Source organism: Pseudomonas sivasensis, assembly GCF_013778505.1.
Lineage (GTDB): Bacteria > Pseudomonadota > Gammaproteobacteria > Pseudomonadales > Pseudomonadaceae > Aquipseudomonas > Aquipseudomonas sivasensis.
Map to the genome: position 1 here is coordinate 159,866 of NZ_JAAOWU010000013.1, position 19,871 is coordinate 179,736.

The 19,871-nt window shown below is 58.9% G+C and carries 22 protein-coding genes and 1 tRNA gene; 19 read left to right on the forward strand and 4 right to left on the reverse strand.

Annotated features, from left to right (window positions below; translation table 11 throughout):
* Window positions 1-49: 49 nt before the first annotated feature.
* From G9Q84_RS20610 to G9Q84_RS20640, 7 genes are all read left to right on the forward strand, one after another.
* Window positions 50-1,342, forward strand: a complete 1,293-nt coding sequence (locus G9Q84_RS20610; protein WP_181644008.1) for an OprD family porin — start codon at window positions 50-52, stop codon at window positions 1,340-1,342.
* Window positions 1,343-1,383: 41 nt separating this feature from the next.
* The gene (locus G9Q84_RS20615) at window positions 1,384-2,373 is read left to right on the forward strand and encodes a Bug family tripartite tricarboxylate transporter substrate binding protein (protein WP_163033161.1); all 990 of its coding nucleotides are present in this window, start codon (window positions 1,384-1,386) and stop codon (window positions 2,371-2,373) included.
* A gap of 63 nt (window positions 2,374-2,436) precedes the next feature.
* Window positions 2,437-2,895, forward strand: a complete 459-nt coding sequence (locus tag G9Q84_RS20620) for a tripartite tricarboxylate transporter TctB family protein (protein ID WP_032888529.1) — start codon at window positions 2,437-2,439, stop codon at window positions 2,893-2,895.
* Window position 2,896: 1 nt separating this feature from the next.
* On the forward strand, window positions 2,897-4,411 hold the full coding sequence (locus tag G9Q84_RS20625) for a tripartite tricarboxylate transporter permease (RefSeq protein WP_032888527.1): 1,515 nt from the start codon (window positions 2,897-2,899) through the stop codon (window positions 4,409-4,411).
* On the forward strand, window positions 4,404-5,438 hold the full coding sequence (locus tag G9Q84_RS20630; RefSeq protein WP_032889255.1) for an AbrB family transcriptional regulator: 1,035 nt from the start codon (window positions 4,404-4,406) through the stop codon (window positions 5,436-5,438). Before G9Q84_RS20625 ends, G9Q84_RS20630 begins: the two co-directional genes overlap by 8 nt.
* Window positions 5,439-5,507: 69 nt before the next feature.
* Window positions 5,508-6,818, forward strand: coding sequence for an AAA family ATPase (locus tag G9Q84_RS20635; RefSeq protein WP_181644009.1), 1,311 nt, complete (start codon window positions 5,508-5,510; stop codon window positions 6,816-6,818).
* Window positions 6,815-7,666: an HNH endonuclease family protein gene (locus tag G9Q84_RS20640; protein ID WP_181644010.1), complete on the forward strand. Its 852-nt coding sequence runs from the start codon at window positions 6,815-6,817 to the stop codon at window positions 7,664-7,666. The genes G9Q84_RS20635 and G9Q84_RS20640 overlap by 4 nt, the downstream gene beginning before the upstream one ends.
* Before the next feature lie 11 nt (window positions 7,667-7,677).
* Here the strand turns inward: G9Q84_RS20640 and ung are convergent, their stop codons facing one another.
* Window positions 7,678-8,370, reverse strand: a complete 693-nt coding sequence (gene ung, locus G9Q84_RS20645) for a uracil-DNA glycosylase (RefSeq protein WP_095184066.1) — start codon at window positions 8,368-8,370, stop codon at window positions 7,678-7,680.
* A 136-nt stretch (window positions 8,371-8,506) separates the two neighbouring features.
* On the opposite strand from ung, the gene G9Q84_RS20650 reads away from it, so the two are divergent.
* A complete protein-coding gene (locus G9Q84_RS20650) occupies window positions 8,507-9,619 on the forward strand; it encodes an enoyl-CoA hydratase/isomerase family protein (RefSeq protein WP_181644011.1) in 1,113 nt (370 codons plus the stop codon).
* Window positions 9,620-9,673: 54 nt separating this feature from the next.
* On the opposite strand, the gene G9Q84_RS20655 is transcribed toward G9Q84_RS20650, so the two are convergent.
* A complete protein-coding gene (locus tag G9Q84_RS20655) occupies window positions 9,674-10,048 on the reverse strand; it encodes a hypothetical protein (RefSeq protein WP_095184064.1) in 375 nt (124 codons plus the stop codon).
* Between the two features lie 307 nt (window positions 10,049-10,355).
* Here G9Q84_RS20655 and G9Q84_RS20660 point away from each other — a divergent pair, with 307 nt between their 5' ends.
* The 7 genes from G9Q84_RS20660 to G9Q84_RS20690 all read left to right on the forward strand — a co-directional run bounded on the left by G9Q84_RS20660 (window position 10,356) and on the right by G9Q84_RS20690 (window position 15,363).
* On the forward strand, window positions 10,356-11,978 hold the full coding sequence (locus G9Q84_RS20660) for a methyl-accepting chemotaxis protein (RefSeq protein WP_099601365.1): 1,623 nt from the start codon (window positions 10,356-10,358) through the stop codon (window positions 11,976-11,978).
* A 67-nt stretch (window positions 11,979-12,045) separates the two neighbouring features.
* Complete coding sequence (locus G9Q84_RS20665) at window positions 12,046-12,258, forward strand: cysteine-rich CWC family protein (RefSeq protein WP_099601364.1); 213 nt, start codon at window positions 12,046-12,048, stop codon at window positions 12,256-12,258.
* Entirely contained in the window at window positions 12,248-12,940 is a 693-nt protein-coding gene (locus tag G9Q84_RS20670; RefSeq protein WP_181644012.1) for a pseudouridine synthase, read from the forward strand. Before G9Q84_RS20665 ends, G9Q84_RS20670 begins: the two co-directional genes overlap by 11 nt.
* Window positions 12,941-13,246: 306 nt before the next feature.
* Window positions 13,247-14,131 (forward strand): alpha/beta fold hydrolase, encoded by an 885-nt coding sequence (locus G9Q84_RS20675; protein WP_099601362.1) that lies wholly within the window; start codon window positions 13,247-13,249, stop codon window positions 14,129-14,131.
* A gap of 122 nt (window positions 14,132-14,253) precedes the next feature.
* Window positions 14,254-14,327 (forward strand) — tRNA-Gly (locus tag G9Q84_RS20680).
* Between the two features lie 184 nt (window positions 14,328-14,511).
* Window positions 14,512-15,036, forward strand: coding sequence for a DUF3833 domain-containing protein (locus G9Q84_RS20685; RefSeq protein ID WP_032888513.1), 525 nt, complete (start codon window positions 14,512-14,514; stop codon window positions 15,034-15,036).
* 21 nt (window positions 15,037-15,057) lie between these two features.
* Window positions 15,058-15,363: a DUF6482 family protein gene (locus tag G9Q84_RS20690; protein ID WP_032888511.1), complete on the forward strand. Its 306-nt coding sequence runs from the start codon at window positions 15,058-15,060 to the stop codon at window positions 15,361-15,363.
* An 84-nt stretch (window positions 15,364-15,447) separates the two neighbouring features.
* On the opposite strand, the gene G9Q84_RS20695 is transcribed toward G9Q84_RS20690, so the two are convergent.
* A complete protein-coding gene (locus G9Q84_RS20695) occupies window positions 15,448-16,611 on the reverse strand; it encodes an MFS transporter (protein ID WP_181644013.1) in 1,164 nt (387 codons plus the stop codon).
* 95 nt (window positions 16,612-16,706) lie between these two features.
* On the opposite strand from G9Q84_RS20695, the gene G9Q84_RS20700 reads away from it, so the two are divergent.
* The 4 genes from G9Q84_RS20700 to G9Q84_RS20715 all read left to right on the forward strand — a co-directional run bounded on the left by G9Q84_RS20700 (window position 16,707) and on the right by G9Q84_RS20715 (window position 19,195).
* The gene (locus tag G9Q84_RS20700) at window positions 16,707-17,600 is read left to right on the forward strand and encodes a LysR family transcriptional regulator (RefSeq protein WP_181644014.1); all 894 of its coding nucleotides are present in this window, start codon (window positions 16,707-16,709) and stop codon (window positions 17,598-17,600) included.
* Window positions 17,601-17,725: 125 nt separating this feature from the next.
* Complete coding sequence (locus G9Q84_RS20705; protein WP_181644015.1) at window positions 17,726-18,058, forward strand: hypothetical protein; 333 nt, start codon at window positions 17,726-17,728, stop codon at window positions 18,056-18,058.
* A 99-nt stretch (window positions 18,059-18,157) separates the two neighbouring features.
* Window positions 18,158-18,658, forward strand: coding sequence for a methylated-DNA--[protein]-cysteine S-methyltransferase (locus G9Q84_RS20710; RefSeq protein WP_181644016.1), 501 nt, complete (start codon window positions 18,158-18,160; stop codon window positions 18,656-18,658).
* Between the two features lie 111 nt (window positions 18,659-18,769).
* Window positions 18,770-19,195 carry a low affinity iron permease family protein gene (locus G9Q84_RS20715; RefSeq protein ID WP_032888502.1) on the forward strand — a complete coding sequence of 142 codons (426 nt, stop codon included), beginning with the start codon at window positions 18,770-18,772 and terminating at the stop codon, window positions 19,193-19,195.
* Between the two features lie 54 nt (window positions 19,196-19,249).
* Here the strand turns inward: G9Q84_RS20715 and G9Q84_RS20720 are convergent, their stop codons facing one another.
* On the reverse strand, window positions 19,250-19,777 hold the full coding sequence (locus tag G9Q84_RS20720; protein ID WP_181644017.1) for a DUF4142 domain-containing protein: 528 nt from the start codon (window positions 19,775-19,777) through the stop codon (window positions 19,250-19,252).
* Window positions 19,778-19,871 lie beyond the last annotated feature (94 nt).

Genomic DNA, 19,871 nt, shown 5'->3' on the forward strand with positions numbered 1-19,871 from the left:
GCCTCGATGCGTTTTCGCCAAAATAAGAACAATAACGGAGTGCAACACGATGCTGTCGACCCAGCCCCAGGCTTGCCCGCCTGTTCGTTTTTCCCGCCTGACCCACACCGCCCTTGCCAGTGCCGCTGCCCTTGGCGGCTTTTCGCCGCTTGCCCAGGCTGCCTTCTTTGAAGACAGCAGCGCGACCCTGGAAACCCGCAACATGTACTTCAACCGCGACTTTCGCGACGGCACCAGCGCACAGCAATCCAAGCGCGACGAATGGGCCCAGGGCTTCATGCTCAACCTGCAATCGGGCTACACCGACGGCACCGTCGGTTTTGGCGTCGACGCGCTGGGCATGCTCGGAGTCAAACTCGACTCCAGCCCCGACCGCACCGGTACCGGCCTGCTACCGACCCATGACGATGGTCGCGCCGCCGATGAGTACTCCAAGCTGGGTTTGACCGGCAAAGTTAAGATCTCCGCCACCGAGCTGAAGATCGGCTCGCTGATGCCTGAACTGCCGATCCTCAAGCCCAACGACGGCCGCATCCTGCCGCAGACGTTCAACGGCGGCCTGCTGACTTCCAAGGAGTTCAAGAACCTGACGTTCACCGGCGGTCGCCTGGACAAGGCCAAGGACCGCGACGACAGCAATTACGAGGACATCGCCCTCAACAACAAGAACAGCCGCTTCCTCAGCGGCGCCACCGGCAAGCATTTCAACTTCGGTGGCGTGGACTATAAGTTCGCCGACAAGATCACCGGTAGCTACCACTTCGCCCAGCTCGACGACGTTTACCGCCAGCACTTCCTCGGCCTGGTGGCCGCACGCCCGATGGGCCCCGGCACCTTCGCCACTGACCTGCGCCTGGCTATCAGTGATGACACCGGTGCAGCCCGTGGCGGCAAGATCGACAACACCTCCCTCAACGGCCTGTTCAGCTATGCCCTCAATGGCCATAAGCTCAGCGCCGGCTACCAGCACATGTCCGGCGACAGCGCCTTCCCGTATGTGGATGGCAGTGACCCGTACCTGGTCAACTTCGTTCAGATCAACGACTTTGCCGGCGCCGACGAGCACTCCTGGCAGGCGCGCTACGACTACGACTTCGCCAAGCTGGGCATTCCCGGCCTGAGTTTCATGAGCCGTTACCTGTCGGGTGACAACATCAAACTCAAGAACGGCGAGACCGGTAAAGAGTGGGAACGCAACACCGAAATCAAGTACGTGGTGCAAACCGGCACGTTCAAAGACGTCGCTGTACGCCTGCGTAACGCCACGTACCGTTCCAACTATTCAGCCCGTGACGCGGATGAAATGCGCGTGCTGGTCAGCTACAGCGTTGCCCTTTGGTAAGTGTGCTCTGGAAGTAGAACCTCACAACAATAAAGACGGAGATAACCATGACCCTTTCACTGCGTAAATTTGCCCTCGCCGCCGGCTGCATGCTGTTCGCCGGCCAACTGCTGGCTGCCGATGAACCCAAGCGCCCGGAATGCATCGCCCCGGCCTCCCCCGGCGGTGGTTTTGACCTGACCTGCAAACTGGCGCAAAGCGCGCTGGTCAACGAGAAGTTGCTCAGCAAGCCGATGCGCGTGACCTACATGCCGGGCGGCGTGGGCGCGGTGGCTTACAACGCGGTGGTCGCCCAGCGCCCTGCAGATGCCGGCACATTGGTGGCCTGGTCCAGCGGTTCGCTGTTGAACCTGGCGCAAGGCAAGTTCGGTCGTTTTGATGAAAGCGCCGTGCGTTGGTTGGCGGCAGTTGGCACCAGCTACGGCGCCATCGCAGTGAAAAGTGATTCGCCCTACAAGACCCTCGACGATCTCGTCAAAGCCTTGAAGAAAGATCCGGGCAGCGTGGTGATCGGTTCCGGCGGCACCGTCGGCAGCCAGGACTGGATGCAAACGGCACTGATCGCCAAGGCAGCCGGGATCAACCCGCGCGAGCTGCGTTATGTCGCCCTTGAAGGTGGCGGCGAAATCGCTACTGCCCTGCTCGGCGGTCACATCCAGGTGGGCAGTACCGACATCTCCGACTCCATGCCGCACATCCTGAGTGGCGATATGCGCCTGCTGGCGGTGTTCTCCGAGAAGCGGCTGGACGAGCCAGAAATGAAGGACATTCCGACCGCCAAGGAGCAAGGCTACGACATCGTCTGGCCAGTGGTGCGCGGTTTCTACCTGGGGCCAAAAGTCAGCGATGCCGACTATGCCTGGTGGAAAGAGGCGTTCGACAAACTGCTGGCCTCGGACGAGTTCGCCAAGCTGCGTGACCAGCGTGAGCTGTTCCCGTTCGCCATGACCGGCCCGGAGCTGGACACCTACGTGAAGAAACAGGTGGCTGACTACAAAGTACTGGCCAAAGAGTTCGGCCTGATCCAGTAATCGCCCCGCCTTCCAAGTGCGGCCACGCCCTCTTTCACAAGGGGCGCGGCCCAGGAGTTCTACATGCTCTTACAACGCATTTTTGCCGCTGTGCTGTTGCTGGCCTGTGCCGGCCTTGCATTGATGGCTTGGCCGTATCAGGCGGCATTTTCCTACGAGCCGGTGGGGCCTCGTGCCTACCCGCTGCTGATGCTAGGGCTGATGAGCCTGGCACTGATCTACATGCTGTTTCGCCCGCAACCTACCAAGCACACCGAGGAAGAACCGGCGCTGGACCGCCAGACCCTGATCAAGATCTGCATCTGCGTAGCCCTGTTGATCGTGTTTGCCGCCACCTTCGAACCCCTCGGCTTCATTCTCAGCAGCATGCTGATCGGCATTCCCATGGCGCGTCTGTACGGCGGCCGCTGGGTGCCCAGCGTGGTGATCGTCAGCCTGATGGCCATTGGTCTTTATCTGCTGTTCGATAAAGCCATGGATGTTCCGCTGCCCCTCGGCCTGCTCGACGTTCTGGAGAACTGATATGGATACTTTCGGCTATTTGGGCCAGGGCTTCGGCGTTGCACTGTCCCCTTACAACCTGGTGACCGCCCTCTGCGGCACCTTGATCGGCACTGTGGTCGGCCTGTTGCCGGGCCTGGGCCCGATCAACGGCGTAGCACTGTTGATCCCCATCGCATTCGCCCTGGGCCTGCCGCCGGAATCGGCGTTGATCCTGCTGGCGGCCGTGTATCTGGGTTGCGAATACGGCGGCCGTATCAGCTCAATCCTGCTGAACATTCCGGGCGAAGCGTCGACCGTGATGACCACCCTCGACGGCTACCCGATGGCCCGTAAAGGCCTGGCTGGCGTGGCGTTGTCCTTGTCGGCATGGAGCTCGTTCATCGGCGCGTTTATCGCTACCTGCGGCATGGTGCTGTTTGCGCCGCTGCTGGCCAAATGGGCAATTGCCTTCGGTCCGGCGGAATATTTCGTACTGATGGTGTTTGCGATTGTCTGCCTGGGTGGCATGGCCGGTGACAAACCGCTGAAGACGTTTGTTGCGGCGCTGATCGGCCTCTTCCTCTCGGCAGTGGGTATTGACGCCAACAGCGGCGTGTACCGGTTTACCGGCGACAACATCCACCTCACCGACGGCATCCAGTTTGTGGTGTTGGTGCTGGGCCTGTTTTCCATCAGTGAGATCCTGCTGCTGCTGGAAAAAACTCACCGTGGCCAGGAAGCGGTGAAGGCCACCGGGCGGATGATGTTCAACCTGAAGGAAGCGGGTTCGGTGTTTGTGGTGAACATCCGCTGCGGCCTGCTCGGCTTCATCATGGGTGTACTCCCCGGCGCAGGTGCGACATTGGCCTCGGCCGTCGCTTACATGACCGAGAAACGCCTGGCCGGTGCCAGCGGCAAATTCGGCCAGGGCGACATGCGTGGCCTCGCCGCGCCGGAAACGGCCATCGGTGCTTCCGCCTGTGGCGCCCTGGTACCGATGCTGACACTGGGTGTACCGGGTTCGGGCACCACGGCGGTGATGATCGGTGCTCTGTCGCTGTACAACATCACCCCTGGCCCGCTGCTGTTCCAACAGCAACCGGACATCGTCTGGGGCCTGATCGCCTCGTTGTTTATCGCCAACATCATGCTGGTGATCCTCAACATCCCGATGATCCGCATCTTCACGCGCATTCTTGCCGTGCCGAACTGGGCGCTGGTGCCGGTGATCGCCATCATCACAGCGATCGGTGTGTATGCGGTGCACGCCACCACCTTCGATCTGTTCCTGATGGTGGGTATCGGCATCTTCGGCTACATCCTGCGCAAGCTGGATTTCCCGCTGTCGCCGGTACTGCTGGGCTTTATCCTCGGTGGCCTGATGGAGCAGAACCTGCGCCGTGCGCTGTCGATTTCCAACGGTGCGCTGGAAATCCTGTGGTCGAGCCCGATCACCTTTGGCGTCTGGGTACTGACCGCCATCATGCTGTTTGTACCGTTGCTGCGTATCTGGCGTAAACGTGCCCAACAGCGTCGTGCCGTGGCCGATGTCTGAGGTCACCTTTAAACAATGGTGGGGAACGCCGCTGGTCGGTCTGGCCGGCGGTTACCTGGCCAGCCTGGTCGGCTGGCCTTTGCCGTATATGGTCGGTTCGTTGCTGGCGATCATCCTCGTGCGTTGCCTCACGCCATGGCAGTTGGCGGAGATTCCCGGCGGGCGCAAATGCGGTCAATGGGTAGTGGGCATCGGCATCGGCCTGCACTTCACCCCGTTGGTGATTGAACAGGTGATGAGCCACTTCGGCCTGATCTTCTTCGGCGCGCTGGTCACCAGCTTGTCGAGCGTGGTCGGCGTGTGGCTGATGCGCCGCAGCGGTGAAGACCGCGCCACCGCGTTTTTCTCCAGCATGCCGGGCGGTTCCGGTGAGATGGTCAACCTCGGCGCACGCAATGGCGCGGTGCTCAGCCGCGTGGCAGCGGGCCAGAGCCTGCGGGTGCTGGTAGTGGTGTTGTGTGTGCCAGCGATTTTCAAGTATTTGCTGGAGGGCGGCGCGCCGCAGTTTCATCCGGCACCGGTGAGTTGGGCGTGGCTGGCGTTGCTGTTTCCTCTGGGTGCGCTGGTAGCCTGGGGCTGGCAGCGTTTGCGTCAGCCAAACCCCTGGTTGTTCGGCCCCTTGTTGGTGAGTGCCACCGCCAGCGTGGTGTGGGACCTGCACATCGGGTTACCTGACGGCGGCAGCCAGATTGGCCAATGGCTGATCGGCAGCGGCTTGGGCTGCCACTTCAATCGTCAGTTCTTCCGGCGCGCTCCGTCGTTCATGGTTCGCACCTTGATCGGCACGGCGTTGACCATGGCGCTGGCGACGCTGGCGGCGGTGGGCTTGAGTGCCCTCACCCACCTGGACCTGCGCTCATTGACCCTGGGCATGATGCCCGGCGGCATCGCCGAGATGAGCCTCACGGCCGAAACCCTGCAACTGTCGGTGCCGCTGGTGACGGCGATGCAGGTAATGCGATTGTTGTTTGTGCTGTTTTTGGCGGAGCCGTTGTTCCGGCATTGGAACCGCCAGCCGATGCACTAAATAGACGCCTTTGCCTGGCACCCAGATGAAACTTTGCTACCATCTGCGGCTTCGGAAGAGGTGGATTCCATGCATATTCAAAAGTTACAGATAGAGAACTTACGGTCTTTTAAGGCCGTAGGGCTCGACTTCAATGTGCCCGCCACAAGTAACTTACAGATCCAATACCCTAACGTGAATGTCTTGCTGGGAGATAACGGCCTCGGCAAGACCAGCGTATTGCGTGCAGTCGCATTGTCGGTGCTGGGGCCGTTGCTCAGCGGAGGGTCCGGCTTTGTTCCCGAAGGCCTGGTTCGTCGTACTGACGCCGCTGAAAAAAAAACGCCTCCCGCCACTATTACTGCAACGCTCCTTTCGACTGACGAAGAAAAAAATCCGAAGCAGACAGACCACCCGCTGCCCGATCAATTTTCGCTGAAGACCCAAATCAGTTCCTTCGGCTCCACTGAGCGCATGCGCAGCAAAGTGTCCCCACGCGATATCGAGAATACGGTCGAGTTTCTTCAGTTCAACGAAGACAATCCTGCGTTTTTCATTGTGGGTTATGGGGCGAGCAGAAGTGTTGAAGCCTCCGCCAGGGTAGATGAAAGTGCACGTAAAAAATCGCGCCTGCGCCGTTATGAACGGGTTGCCAGCCTCTTCGAAGAACACGTCACGCTAATGCCATTGTCCTATTGGCTGCCTGAATACGCCAAAAGCAACAAAGGCCGATACACCCAAGTCATCAACCTGATAAACGATCTGCTGCCTCTGAACTGTCAAATTCAGAAAACGGTGCAGGAAAACGAAAACTTATTTGAAATGAACGGCATTGTGCTGCCATTCCGAGCCTTGTCCGATGGGTTCAGGGCTTATATTGGCTGGATAGGCGACATGCTGTTTCATGTCTGCCAGGGTGTCGCGACAGGGCTGAAACTAAGGGAAATGCGAGGTGTTGTAATGGTCGACGAAATCGATCTGCACTTACACCCTGAATGGCAAAAAGTGGTAGTCCCCACTCTGGCAAAAGCCTTACCCAACGTTCAGTTCATCTTCACCACCCACAGCCCATTGGTGGTGGGTTCATTGATGTCACAAAACCTCTTTTTGCTGAGTCAGGAGGAAGGTTCAACCCTCATAAAGCGGCTGCCCGAACATGTGAGGGGCAAGAGTTCCGAACAGATTCTGCTTTCGCCCTATTTCGGCCTGGACAGTACTCGCGCCGAGCCTACGTCAACCAAACTCAACGAACTGGCACGCAGTGCCGTTTCCGGGAATCGCGACGCCAGCGCCAGCTACCTGAAACTTATGGCAACCGGCCTAGGGTTCGACCAGCCCGCTTCAGCACCGACCACTTCTGCGCCTAAGCGAAGAAAGAACGGGGAAGGCGTCAAGAAATGATCCGTTATCCAATCCTGGAGAAAGATCTCATTGCACAAATCAAAGAGCGAAATAAAACCTGGCTTGGCCGTGCCAAGGCACGTACTGGAACTTACGTGGCTGCCGGTAAATACACCGGCGGTACTGAGTTCTGGGGCCAGATAAAAACCGTCTATATAGCGCTGCAATATGAAAAATGCGCATATTGCGAAACCAAACTTCAGGGTTCGGTGCTGGCGAGCAAAGTCCACGAAGTGGAGCACTATCGCCCCAAGTCCAGTATCCAGGCCTGGACCATACACCTTAACTGGGCCACCGGCGCAGCGAGCGCAACGGGGTACTACAAGCTCGCTTATCATCACTTTAACTATGCGATTGCCTGCACCCGTTGCAACTCAACCCTGAAATCAAACTTTTTCCCCATCCGCGGCCATCGCGATGTGCAAGGTTCCGACCCCGCACAAATGGGCAACGAGTTAGCGCTGTTGCTCTATCCGATCTCAACGGTTGACGTGGACGACCCGCAAACGATCATTACTTTTGATGGCGTATTAGCGGTTCCGGCGCAGCAAAACGGGCACGCCTATGAACGGGCGGTCACCAATATCGAATTTTTCCAGCTGAACCATGAAGACCTCACCTCACGTCGAGCGCTTGCACTGATAGAGCTCTGGGTTGCGCTGGAAGCCTTGGCGGCGGACAAAACCGACGTCGCGACGCGAAAGGTCGCACAGCAACTGGTGACCTTCAAATGCAGCGCCCAGAGTGAGTTCACCGCTTGTAACCTCGCTTTCCGACAGCTCTACCAATCCGATCACAACGCCGCCAAACAGATGGCTCTCTTACTGGCGCAAGCCCTCCCGGAATAACCCAAGCCCCCTCACAGCAGCGGCAGCCGCCACTCAATCGGCGTCTCGCCATTCTGCTCAAGAAACTTGTTGGTACGGCTGAAATGCCCGCACCCCAGAAACCCTCGATACGCAGACAGCGGCGACGGATGCACTGACGTCAGTACCAAATGCTTGGTGGCGTCGACCAGTTTCTGCTTGCCTTGTGCATGGGCGCCCCACAACAGGAACACCAAATGAGGCTGGTGCTCGCTGACCACTTCGATAATCCGATCGGTAAAGAACTGCCAACCCTTGCCCGCGTGAGCGTTGGCGTTGGCGCGCTCCACGGTCATGGTGGTGTTGAGCAACAACACGCCTTGGTCGGCCCAGCTTTGCAGGCAGCCATGGTTGGGGATGTCGATGTTCAGGTCGCGCTTGAGCTCTTTATAGATGTTGGCCAATGACGGCGGCGTCGGCACGCCCGGTTGCACCGAGAAACACAAACCGTGGGCCTGGCCGGGGCCGTGGTACGGGTCCTGGCCGAGGATCACGACCTTGACCTTGTCCAGAGGCGTGGAGTTGAGCGCATTGAAAATCAGCGGGCCGGGCGGGTAGATCTCTTTGCCGGCTACGTGCTCCAGGCGCAGGAACTCGCGCAACTGAGCCATGTAGGGCTTATCGAACTCATCACGCAGGGCGTGTTTCCAGCTGGGTTCGAGTTTGATACGGTCGCCTTCGGTCATAGTTGAATTGTCTTGTAAAAAAGAATGAGGCGAACCCTAGGAAAGCCGGCCTTGCTTGTCAATTGATCTGACACACCATCGGCACTTTCCCACGAAGCGATCATACTGATCCTTCACCCTCCCGAATGAGGTCACAATGAACCTGAACTTCGAAGAGCTCACCGGCAGCGACGGCGCCCGCGTCGGCATCGCCAGCCTTGATGCTGAAGCATCCCTCAACGCCCTGTCCCTGCCGATGATCCTGGCCTTGAGCGATCGCCTGGATGCGTGGGCCAAAGACCCGAACATCGTCTGCGTGCTGCTGCGCGGTAACGGGCCCAAGGCCTTTTGCGCCGGTGGCGAGGTACGCAGCCTGGCAATGGCCTGCCTCGAACAACCCGGCGAAGTGCCCGCCCTGGGTGCACAGTTTTTTGCCGCGGAATACCGCCTCGACTACCGCCTGCATACGTACCCTAAACCGCTGATCTGCTGGGGCCACGGGTATGTGCTGGGGGGTGGCATGGGCCTGCTGCAAAGCGCGGCCATACGCATCGTCACGCCGAGCAGTCGGCTGGCGATGCCCGAAATCAGCATCGGCCTGTACCCGGATGTGGGCGCCAGTTGGTTTCTGTCGCGCCTGCCGGGCAAGCTCGGTCTATTCCTGGGCCTCACCGGCGCGTACATCAACGGCCGTGACGCCTTGGACCTGGGTCTGGCCGACCGTTTCCTGCGCGACGATCAACAGGACGAACTGCTTGATGGCCTGCTGCAACTCAATTGGCAGGAACAGACCGCGATGCAACTCAACAGCCTGCTCAAGGCCCTGGCCCAAGAGGCTGTCAGCCAGCAGCCCGAAGCCCAATGGCTGCCGCGCCGAGCGCAAATCGACGAATGGCTGGACGTGGGCGATGTGCGCTGTGCCTGGCGAGCGTTGAGCCCACTGCGCGACCACGCCGACCCGCTGTTCAGCCGCGCCGGCAAGACTCTAAGCGAAGGCTGCCCGCTGACTGCACACCTTGTGTGGGAACAGATCCAGCGCGCACGGCATTTATCCCTGGCCCAAGTGTTCCAGATGGAATACACCCTGAGCCTCAACTGCTGCCGTCACCCTGAATTCAGCGAAGGGGTACGCGCGCGGTTGATCGATAAAGACCAGAAACCCCATTGGCATTGGCCAGATATCAATACAGTCCCGGACGCCGTGGTACAGGCGCACTTTCATAAGGCGTGGGAGGGTCGCCATCCGCTGGCGGACTTGTCCGATTACTGATTGTTTTCTCCCACAAAAAACGGCGCTTCCTGCGCCGTTTGCATTCAACTCAGATCAACGGTGACCGCCGCGGCCACCGCCATGACCTCCATCGCGTCCATCGCGTCCGTGTCTGCCATTACCCCCATGTTCGCCCCAGCCCTGGTTCGGATAAGGCCGGTAACCGGCCCTCGGCCCAGCCGGGTAATAGCGTGGTGCCGGCTGGTAATAACGCGGCGCCGAGTAGTAACGCGGTGCTGGTGCGTAATAGCGCGGCGACGGGTAGTAATCACGGCGATATTGATACGCCGAGCCACCCCCGTAGTAATACGCCGGCGCCGGTGAGGTATAGACCTCGGATCGATAGTAGCTCTGGCCTCCATCGTAGTAGGGCACACAAGCGGAAAGGGTCAGACCGAGTAAAGCGCTGAGCAGCAGTCGTCGATACATGGCGGCCTCCTGGACCGCGAAAGAGCACCTCCAGCGACGCGGGAGGGCGGCATTCAGCTTTCACTGAATGACGAAATATCTGACATCAAAAACCGAATCTGGTGCGTTTTGGTAACAGATTGATACATCTGCATCCGCCAGATTTGTCATCCGCCCAAAATTGCCCATTGGTCGGAGTTTTTAACTGGATGGAACATTTTTGGATGTATTGAAACTTTAAATAATTGGATAGTGTCACTATGACATCGCACAATGCCAAGGAGGCTCTAGCGCGAGCACTCTACCCATATGACCTCGGATTTAAGCCATGAAGATTTCAACCAAACTGTTGCTCTCCTTTCTACTGTGCGCAGTCGTCACCCTGGGCGTGGGTTTACTGGGTATCAAGGGTGTGGTTCGCCTCGCCAACGCACTCGAACTGACGTTTTCGAACAATCTGGTTTCCGTGAGCAACACCGCGGCCACCCTCAACGGCCTGGTCGCCCACAACCGGGGCTTATACCGGTTGATGGATGCCAGCCAGGGCGACGTGTCCCAGCAAGACCGCGACCGCGTGCGCCAGGACATCGCCAAAGAACTCACGAACAGCCAGGCTGCCTACAAGATCTACCGCGCCACCCCGTTGGAAGACGACGAACGGGCAGCAGGCGACAAGCTCGACCAGCTGTGGCCCGCTTACATCAGCAGCTCCGAACGCATCATGTCGATGCTCGAAAGCAATCAGCTCGACCAGGCCCGCGCACAGCTCAACAGCACCAACAATGAAATGTTCCGCCAGGCACGCGACTTGATCCGCGTGATGATCGAGTCCAACAACCGCCAGATCAAAGAAGGCTCTATCGCCGCTGATGAGCTGCGCGACAGCGCGTTGACCTGGATGATCAGCGGCATCGTGCTTGCCTTCATTATCGCCATCACCATTGGTGTGTTGATCACCCGCCTGATCACCCGCCCCATCGCCCAGGCCGTGGAGAGCGCACAACGCATTGCCAAAGGTGACCTGACCCAAGCCATCGTCACCGAGCGTACCGATGAAGCCGGGCAACTGCTGATGGCGCTGTCCGATATGCAGGGTGGTTTGAAAAGCACACTGATGGAAATCGCCAACGCTTCTGACCAGTTAGCGTCGGCCGCCGAAGAACTGAGTGCGGTCACCGATGAAAGCAGCCGTGGCCTCACCCGCCAGAATGACGAAATCCAACAAGCCGCCACCGCCGTCAACCAGATGACCGCCGCGGTGGACGAAGTGGCAAGCAACGCCGTGTCCACTTCAGAAGCCTCGCGCCAAGCCACCACCGAAGCCGAAGAGGGCCGTGAGCAAGTGGCCCAGGCCGTGTCCGGCATGGGTTCGATGGTGGTCGAGATCAACGACTCCACCCAATCGGTCGCCGATCTTGCCGGCCAGGTCCGTGAAATCGGCAAGGTGATCGATGTGATCCGCGGCATCGCCGACCAGACCAACCTACTGGCCCTCAACGCGGCCATCGAAGCAGCTCGTGCGGGCGAACAAGGTCGCGGTTTCGCGGTGGTTGCCGATGAAGTCCGCGCCTTGGCTCATCGAACCCAAATCTCCACGGTCGACATCGAAAAAATGATCGGCGAAGTGCAGGTCGGCGCCGATGACGCCGTGGCCGCGATGAACAAGAGCCTGACCTGGGCCAACAACACACAGACCCTGGCTCAGAACGCCGGTGAGGCATTGGAGCGCATCACCGCCAGCGTGGCGAAGATCAATGAGCGCAACCTGGTGATCGCCTCCGCCTCCGAGGAACAGGCGCAAGTGGCCCGTGAAGTGGACCGCAACCTGCTCAACATCCAGGACCTGTCGACCCAGACCGCCGCCGGCGCCCACCAGACCAACGCCTCCAGCCAGGACCTGTCACGCCTGGCCACCTCGTTCAATGTGCTGGTCAGCAAGTTCCAGCTCTAAGTAGCCTGCCGTGGGTTGGCGCTGTATCGTGCAAGGCCAAGCGAACCTTGCCCGATCAGCCCACTCCATGACCACGCCAACCCTATGCCCCGCCTGCGGCGCCCGCAACGATTGCACCCTGGCCGACCCACGCACGGCCGACCAGGCCTGCTGGTGCTACAGCGTCACCATCGACCCCGCCGTACTTGAAGCGCTGCCGGATGAACTGCGCAACAAAGCCTGCCTCTGCCCGCGCTGCGCCCAAGTCGATGAACAGTTGCGTCGCCGCGATGCGAGTTGACCGTTTCCTCAGCAACCTAGCGCAGTTCAATCGCAAGCAGGTGCGTCTGCTATTGGTAGAACGGCGCGTGAGCGTCGATGGGGTGATCGTCAGCGACCCTCACCATGACGTACGGGAATTCAGCCGCGTGTGCGTTGACGACAACGTGCTACAGGCGGGCAAACCGGCGCGTTATTTCATGCTGCACAAGCCCCAGGGGTGTGTGAGTGCGACCTCAGACCCGCAACACCCCACGGTGCTGGGCCTGCTGCATGAGCCGGACAAAGCGGATTTACATATCGCAGGCCGTTTGGATTTCAACACCACCGGCCTGATGTTGATCACCAATGACGGCCAGTGGTCGCGCCGCTTGACGCAACCGACGACCAAGTTGCCCAAGGTCTATCTCGTTGCCACTGAACAGGCCATCGGCGCCGAGTACGCGACCACGTTCGCGGCGGGCCTGTATTTTGCGTTTGAGGACCTCACCACCCAGCCAGCCGAATTGGAGCTGCTGGGGCCGACGACCGCGCGGCTGAGCATCATCGAGGGCCGCTATCACCAGGTGAAGCGCATGTTCGGGCACTTCAATAACAAGGTGATCAGCTTGCATCGCGAACGTATGGGACCGCTTGAGTTGGATGCTGCACTGGCGCCGGGCGAATATCGGCCGTTGACGCTTCAGGAAATCCTCCAGGTCTGATGACCGTTCAGCCGGTGATGGCAAAAACCCATTTATAGGCCTTGCGACATCCCGAGTCTGTGCTTGAATCAAGCTCACCAGTTTAAATATGACTGGCGAGTCGCCTATAACCTCCAAGAAACACCTTGCCCACGCCCGCGCTTTATTCCACGGGCCTTCCAGGCAAACAGCCCGCCATAACAACACCCGTCGGCCAGCCGTCACCGGACCGACATGGGCCTTCATTTTTCAGGCGTATGCCTACCTGTCACAAAGCTCGTGCAGAGTTATCTGCGCGCCCTACCCGCTTGCCAGGAGTCTTACGACATGAGGCCAGAAATCGCTGTGTTGGATATACAGGGTCAGTATCGGGTTTACACGGAGTTCTATCGCGCGGACGAGGCTGAAAAGACCATCATTCTGGTCAACGGCTCAATGGCCACCACGGCATCCTTCGCCCAAACCGTGAAAAGCCTGCACCCGCAGTTCAACGTGGTTTTGTACGACCAGCCCTACGCCGGCCGTTCAAAAATCCATAACCGTCATGAGCAGATGCTGACGAAAGAAGTCGAAGGCCAGATCCTCCTGGAACTCATCGACCACTTTGCCGCCGAGCATGTGCTGTCGTTTTCCTGGGGCGGCGCCGCCACCCTCGTCGCCCTCGCCCAGCGCCCTCGCCGCGTGGAAAAGGCCGTGATCAGCTCGTTCTCCCCGGTGATCAACGCACCCATGCGCGACTATCTGGAGCGGGGTGTCGACTACCTCGGCAACCTTGACCGCGACCGCGTCGGCCACCTTGTTAACAGCACCATCGGCAAACACCTGCCATCGCTGTTCAAGCGTTTCAACTACAAACACGTCAGCAGCCTGGCCGAACACGAATACGGGCAGATGCACTTTCACATCAGCCAAGTGCTCACCAGCGACCGACTGTGCTACCTCAAGGCCGCCAAGGCGATCGATATTCCGGTGCTGTTCCTGAACGGCGAATGGGATGAATACACCAGCGCTCAGGACGCCAGGCAGTTTGGCAACTACGTGGCCAACAGCAGCTTCAGCACTATCCAGGCGACGGGGCATTTTCTGGACATGGAGCATAAGGCAGCGTGCAAGGATAGCCGGGAGGCGGTGGTGGGCTTTTTGAAACCGGAGCGGCAGGTCAGCCGATTGCGTTATCACCAAGGTCAGGCACAGCATGCATTTGCGATTTGAAATGATGATTCATGGCCTGGCTCGTTGTGGCGAAGGATCAGCCGCCTTCGCCGCAACCTGCACATTTTCAAAGAAAAACTTCAAATCCATGTGAACATCTGGTACAAAGTCAGCCGCTCTGAGCGGGTATAGTTTAATGGTAGAACAGTAGCTTCCCAAGCTTCCGACGAGGGTTCGATTCCCTCTACCCGCTCCACTCAGACATAGCACCCACGCCACTATCGTTTTGGCGGGGGATGCCCAAGAAACCGGCCCTTTGAGGCCGGTTTTTTTTATGCCCAGGATTTTCTCGTCCGCAAACCTGTACAAATACAAAATTCTGTACAACTATCAACGCTGGAGCGCTGGCACCACGCCTCGCACGATCAAGGAGCCGCGCAATGACGCGTCTGCTGGTTTCACTGTTGCTGGCGTTGAGCTTGGCGAGTTGCAGCCATGTGGAGGTCGATCACTACGCCGACCAGAAACCACAGCTGGACCTTGAGCGCTTCTTCAGCAAACCCGTCAAGGCCTGGGGCATCTTTGAGAAACGCTCGGGCGAAGTCGCCAAGCGTTTTGAAGTGGATATCGCCAGCCATCGCGAGGGCGACAAATTAATTCTCGACGAAAAATTCCTGTACAGCGACGGCACTCGCCAGCGCCGTGTGTGGACCCTTACGCCCGATGGCCCGGGACGCTGGCGCGGACGGGCCGGTGATGTGGTCGGCGAGGCCATCGGCGAGGTCGCCGGGAACGCGTTGCGTTGGCGCTACCGGCTCAACCTCCCGGTGGAGGGCTCGGTATACGAGGTGAGCTTTGACGATTGGATGTACCTGATGGACGAGGACACGATGATCAACCGGTCGAGCATGACCAAGTTCGGCGTGGAATGGGGCCAGGTCACGTTGTTCTTTCGTCGCCAATAACCCCCAAAGGTAGGGTGAACCATGAATGTACAAAAGCTGACCCAACTGGCCGAGAAAGGTGAAATACGTAGTTTGGAGTTGCTGTCCCTGGAGGGCGGTTTCTATATCGCTCGTGTGAAACTGGATCAGGTCGACATCACATTACTGGACGATAACGGCAAGACACTGCGGCTGCGGTCCAGCACGCATTTGCGCGACCTGTTGCAGGGTGTTCCGCCATTTCCCTGTGTGCTGGTGCAACAGTGCGCCCATGACGAAATGTGTGGCATCCGTGAGGGCGCTATCGGGGCGTTGCGCATTCCATTTTCGCTGGGTGCAACCCTTTAAGATCGTTGCGTGTTTGGCTCTCGTCCCGCTTGGCGTGAGCGCTGCACTCAGTAATCAACGCCCCTCTACGGCTGCCTGGCAACTTTACGACGGCAGACCTCGCACAGGTTCGCAGGGTCGCCAACCTGTCAGCGCGATCAACAAGGTCAGCAGTTGGAACACGATGATCAGCACCACACAACCCGTCCAGCCCCATCGTTCCCAAATCAGCGCTGGGACAATCGCACCGCAACTGCCCCCCAAGTAGTAACACGTGAGGTATACGCCGACGGCACCCGCCTTGTTGTCGCGCGCCGTCGCGGTGGTGAAGGCATTGGCCGCGGCCTGGGCGAGGAACACGCCAGTGGAACTGAGGGCCAGGCCCGTCACGATGCACCACAGAGAGGGCACCAGCGTCAGGGCCGATCCACTGACGCCAAGTACGGCAGCGACCGTCAGCAATTGGGCATGTGGACGCGCCTTGCTCAGGCGGCCGGCGATAGGAATCACAATCAGCGCCAGCAAAAACACCATGTACAGCGTCCCCAAGGCCGCAGACCCAAGGTTGAACGGCGGTAAGCCGAGGTACAAACCTGCGTAGGTAAACGCCGCCACCTGGGAAAACAACACGCAAAAGCCTACGGCGTACGCAGCCAATAACGGTTTGCGAAAAACACTCGTAAAGGAAGCCCTGCCCTGCTCCACTCGCGCACGATTGGCGGGCAACAGAAACTGGATAAACCCGCCGACCATCAGGCTCAACACCGCCAGTAACTCAAAGGCTTCACGCCAGCCTACATATTCAGTCATCACCCCCGTGACAAAACGCCCGGCAAACCCGCCCAACACCGTGCCCGCGACATAAAGGCTGGTGACTTCGGTGACGTTGCCACCGCGCCAACGGTCGCCGATGTAGGCCACGCTGGTGGCAAACACCACGGGTATCACCATGCCCTCCACGAAGCGCCACACCAGCACTTCAGCAAAGCTGTCGGCATAGGCGGTCATGAGTGTCGGCCCCGCCAGCAGCAACGCGGCCACGCAGATCACCGTGCGTTGCTCGAAACGCCCGGTCACACGGCTGACAAACGGTGCAGTTATTGCCACGGCCAAAGTAGTCACGGTGATGCTCCAACCCGCTGCGTTGGCGCTGAGATGAAACTGCGCGGCAAAGGTCTGGAGGATGCTCTGGGTCGCATACAGGTTAAGAAATGCCGCACAGCCACACAGGAACAGGGCAAGGCGGGCACAATGCAGACGCGGCTTCATGAAACCTCTCGTTTTATTTTGAAAGGTCTTTATAGAATGGCCGGCAGGTCTGGAACCAATACCGAATTCAGACCGATTGATACCCAAGGATCAGGATGCTCGACCTACGCAAGCTGCGTTACTTTCTGACGGTCGCTGAAGAATTGCACTTCGGCCGTGCAGCCATTCGCCTGCACCTCGCGCAACCACCGCTGACCCGGCAGATTTCAGCGTTGGAAGCGCAGTTGGGTTTCAAACTGTTTGACCGCACCAGCCGCACCGTGACGCTCACCGCCCAAGGCCGGTCGTTCCTGCCCTACGCACGCGGGGTGTTGGAACAGGTGGACTTGGCCCAAGCGATCGCAGACAAATTGGCTGCGGGTACCGCCGGACAACTGTCCGTCGGTTATGCCAGCTCAATCGCCCTGTCAGATCTTTTCAGCCAAGCGATCCAGTCTTTTGCCCGGCAATTTCCGGATGTGCAGCTGACGCTGGTCGAAAGTGCCTCCGGCAGCCTGTGTGCTCAGGTAGCGGATGGGCGGCTGGATATCGGGTTGAGCCGCATGGTGCCGCAACGTCCAGAAGTGCAGGCGCTATCCCTCGCAGAAGAGCGCTTACTGGCGGCGGTGTCCAAAGACAGCCCACTGGCGACTCTGGCCGAGGTCAGCCTGGCGCAGCTCAGTGCCTACCCGTTGATATTATTTCCGGCGGATTATGGCTCGGGGCTTAACCAGTCCATCGAACAGCTTTACCGACACCACGGCGTGCGCCTGCACCTTGGGCCGACTGGGCGGCAGATCACCTCGATCATTGCGCTGGTGGCGGCCGGCCAAGGTGTGGCGTTGGTACCGGAATGCACACAAAGCTTGATGAACAAAGGCGTGACGTACAGGCCGTTGGTCGAGGGGGATGCTTACGCGCAGTTGTTAGTGTTGACCCCGGCTGAAACAAAAAGCGTGCTGGTGGAGGCCTTCCTCAGCGTGATCGTTGGGATCTCCCATAACCGGTAAAACCTGCGAAAAACCTCGCCACACCTCACAGGATCGCTAGCCTGATGTCAGCAATGACTGACAGCGGCAATTAACGAGTGTCCCGACAATCCCGGTTGGTCGGCCAGAAATGCGGAACCACAGCCATGCTTGAACCTGGACAAGCCACACCAAAGCCCCTATTGCGCCAAATACTCGGCTGGGTGCTTGTATTACCCCTGCTGATCTCGTTTGTACGGTTGCCATTCCCTCTAGGACTGGTGCTGGCACTGGGCGTCATGGCCGGATCGGTCTACGGCTTACGGCTAGCCCATCGTCATGCAACCCGACGAGTCACCCTGTTCGCCTTGATCGTCACCCTGCTGAATGGCATCTCATTGATCGCAATGGGGACAGCTTCACTGCTTAAAGCCGTGTTTTATCTTGTGTGGCTCTACGCGTATCCGCATTACGCCAACTGGGTGTACTGGAATTTCTAAGCACTGAAGAATTCGATCGCAAGAAACGTAGTTTCCAGTGCAGCGCAGGGAGCTACAGTCTCGATCACGTATCGACACGGCCTGACGAGGACCTCAACCATGCCCTACGAATACAAGCTCATGCCCTCCCCCGTCGGCCAACTCACCCTGGTGGCGCGCAATGGCAAGCTAAGCGCCATCCTTTGGGAGACAGAACGCGCCAACCGCGTGCGCCTGGGGGAGTTGCACGAGGCCAACCAGAATCCGGTGCTGCTGGAGACCGAGCGCCAGTTGCAGGAGTACTTCGCCGGCACGCGCAGCACCTTCGAGCTGGAACTGGATTTCAACGGCACCGCGTTCCAAAAGCAGGTCTGGCAGGCGTTGCTCACCATTCCTTTCGGCGAAACCCGCAGTTACAGCCAGATCGCCCGGCAGATCGGCAACCCCAAAGCCGTGCGCGCCGTCGGCGCTGCGAATGGGCGAAACCCGATTTCGATCGTTGCCCCATGCCATCGGGTCATTGGTGCGGCGGGCAGCCTGACCGGATTTGCCGGTGGACTGGAAGCCAAACACTACTTGCTCACGCTGGAAGGCACCGACCAGGCCCAATTGGCGTTCTAGGATTACGCGACAAAATCGTACACATGTGTTCAGGCGCACAATTGTAAAAAGAAATTTCAGCGAGCCACTGCGGTCCATCATTTCATCGCCATCTCAATAAGGAACCCGGTCATGAAATTCTCCGCAGTCTCGCAATCCCTGTCTCGCTGGGCTGGCAGCCCGCGCACGTTCTACGCAGCGGTGGCGTTGATCTTGGCATGGAGCCTGAGCGGGCCGTACTTTCACTACAACGACACCTGGCAACTGATCATCAACACTTCGACCACGATCATCACCTTCCTGATGGTGTTTCTGATCCAAAACACACAAAACCGCGACAACGACATCCTGCATATCAAGATCGACGAGTTGCTGCGCGTGTCCAAGGATGCGCAGAACGCCGTACTCAGCCTGGACGGCCTGGACCGCAAAGAGCTGGAAAAACTGCGCCAGGAATACCGCAGCATTGGCAATACCGGCACCGTCAACCTGAACAGCAGTTGCGGCCACGCCGCCGACGACGCGGCGCCCGCCAAAACCGATCTGAATCAGGCATAAAAAAACGGCGGTTGGAGAAGATCCAACCGCCGTTTTTCAATTCAGGTAACGGCTTCAACCGTCGCCTTGATGACCTTTACCGTAGGTGGACGCCAAGGCTCGGGCCTTCTGCAGGCGCTCCTCCAATTTGGGCAGTGTCTCATCCACCAACGCTTTTATTTCCGGCACATCCGACGCAGCGCCTTCCTTCTTGAACAGCGCGATGGCGTCTTCGTTTTCCTTCACGTGCTGCGCGGTGTAAGCGGCATCGAACGAGTCACCGTCCTTGAGTTCGGGCATCAGGGTTTCAGCTTTGTCGACGATTTTTTCGCGGGGCGCCACTGGCAGGTCAAGCTTCTTGGCGATAGCCGCCAAGTGCTGGTTGGCCAAGGTGCGCTCGTTGATCACCTCGATGGTGTAGTCCTTGATTTCCTGGGACGAGGTTTTCGCGTGTGCCATGCGGCTGGTCTCGATATCGGCCATGCCTTTGGCAGAAGCCTGCTCGATGAATTCAGCAGGCGACTGGGCGAAAGCATTGCTGGCGCCGAGGCCCAGCAGCATCGCGAAACTGGCGGTGCGTAACCGGATAGCCATGCGGCTCATGATGGGTTCCTCCAGGGCAAAAATAAGTACGGGGAACACACCCCGCCCTGAATTCGAATTTTCAGGGCGGTAAAGGTTTAGAAAAAACTCGCCG

Excerpts from the sequence above, each read along its gene's own strand:
- G9Q84_RS20695 (WP_181644013.1), bottom strand. The coding sequence starts at position 16,611 with ATGAAGCCGCGTCTGCATTGTGCCCGCCTTGCCCTGTTCCTGTGTGGC.
- G9Q84_RS20650 (WP_181644011.1), top strand. The coding sequence starts at position 8,507 with ATGAACCTGAACTTCGAAGAGCTCACCGGCAGCGACGGCGCCCGCGTC.
- G9Q84_RS20675 (WP_099601362.1), top strand. The coding sequence starts at position 13,247 with ATGAGGCCAGAAATCGCTGTGTTGGATATACAGGGTCAGTATCGGGTT.
- G9Q84_RS20685 (WP_032888513.1), top strand. The coding sequence starts at position 14,512 with ATGACGCGTCTGCTGGTTTCACTGTTGCTGGCGTTGAGCTTGGCGAGT.
- G9Q84_RS20710 (WP_181644016.1), top strand. The coding sequence starts at position 18,158 with ATGCCCTACGAATACAAGCTCATGCCCTCCCCCGTCGGCCAACTCACC.
- G9Q84_RS20715 (WP_032888502.1), top strand. The coding sequence starts at position 18,770 with ATGAAATTCTCCGCAGTCTCGCAATCCCTGTCTCGCTGGGCTGGCAGC.
- G9Q84_RS20635 (WP_181644009.1), top strand. The coding sequence starts at position 5,508 with ATGCATATTCAAAAGTTACAGATAGAGAACTTACGGTCTTTTAAGGCC.
- G9Q84_RS20660 (WP_099601365.1), top strand. The coding sequence starts at position 10,356 with ATGAAGATTTCAACCAAACTGTTGCTCTCCTTTCTACTGTGCGCAGTC.
- G9Q84_RS20670 (WP_181644012.1), top strand. The coding sequence starts at position 12,248 with ATGCGAGTTGACCGTTTCCTCAGCAACCTAGCGCAGTTCAATCGCAAG.
- G9Q84_RS20705 (WP_181644015.1), top strand. The coding sequence starts at position 17,726 with ATGCTTGAACCTGGACAAGCCACACCAAAGCCCCTATTGCGCCAAATA.
- G9Q84_RS20610 (WP_181644008.1), top strand. The coding sequence starts at position 50 with ATGCTGTCGACCCAGCCCCAGGCTTGCCCGCCTGTTCGTTTTTCCCGC.
- G9Q84_RS20655 (WP_095184064.1), bottom strand. The coding sequence starts at position 10,048 with ATGTATCGACGACTGCTGCTCAGCGCTTTACTCGGTCTGACCCTTTCC.
- G9Q84_RS20700 (WP_181644014.1), top strand. The coding sequence starts at position 16,707 with ATGCTCGACCTACGCAAGCTGCGTTACTTTCTGACGGTCGCTGAAGAA.
- G9Q84_RS20625 (WP_032888527.1), top strand. The coding sequence starts at position 2,897 with ATGGATACTTTCGGCTATTTGGGCCAGGGCTTCGGCGTTGCACTGTCC.
- G9Q84_RS20665 (WP_099601364.1), top strand. The coding sequence starts at position 12,046 with ATGACCACGCCAACCCTATGCCCCGCCTGCGGCGCCCGCAACGATTGC.
- G9Q84_RS20690 (WP_032888511.1), top strand. The coding sequence starts at position 15,058 with ATGAATGTACAAAAGCTGACCCAACTGGCCGAGAAAGGTGAAATACGT.
- G9Q84_RS20720 (WP_181644017.1), bottom strand. The coding sequence starts at position 19,777 with ATGAGCCGCATGGCTATCCGGTTACGCACCGCCAGTTTCGCGATGCTG.
- G9Q84_RS20640 (WP_181644010.1), top strand. The coding sequence starts at position 6,815 with ATGATCCGTTATCCAATCCTGGAGAAAGATCTCATTGCACAAATCAAA.
- ung (WP_095184066.1), bottom strand. The coding sequence starts at position 8,370 with ATGACCGAAGGCGACCGTATCAAACTCGAACCCAGCTGGAAACACGCC.
- G9Q84_RS20620 (WP_032888529.1), top strand. The coding sequence starts at position 2,437 with ATGCTCTTACAACGCATTTTTGCCGCTGTGCTGTTGCTGGCCTGTGCC.
- G9Q84_RS20630 (WP_032889255.1), top strand. The coding sequence starts at position 4,404 with ATGTCTGAGGTCACCTTTAAACAATGGTGGGGAACGCCGCTGGTCGGT.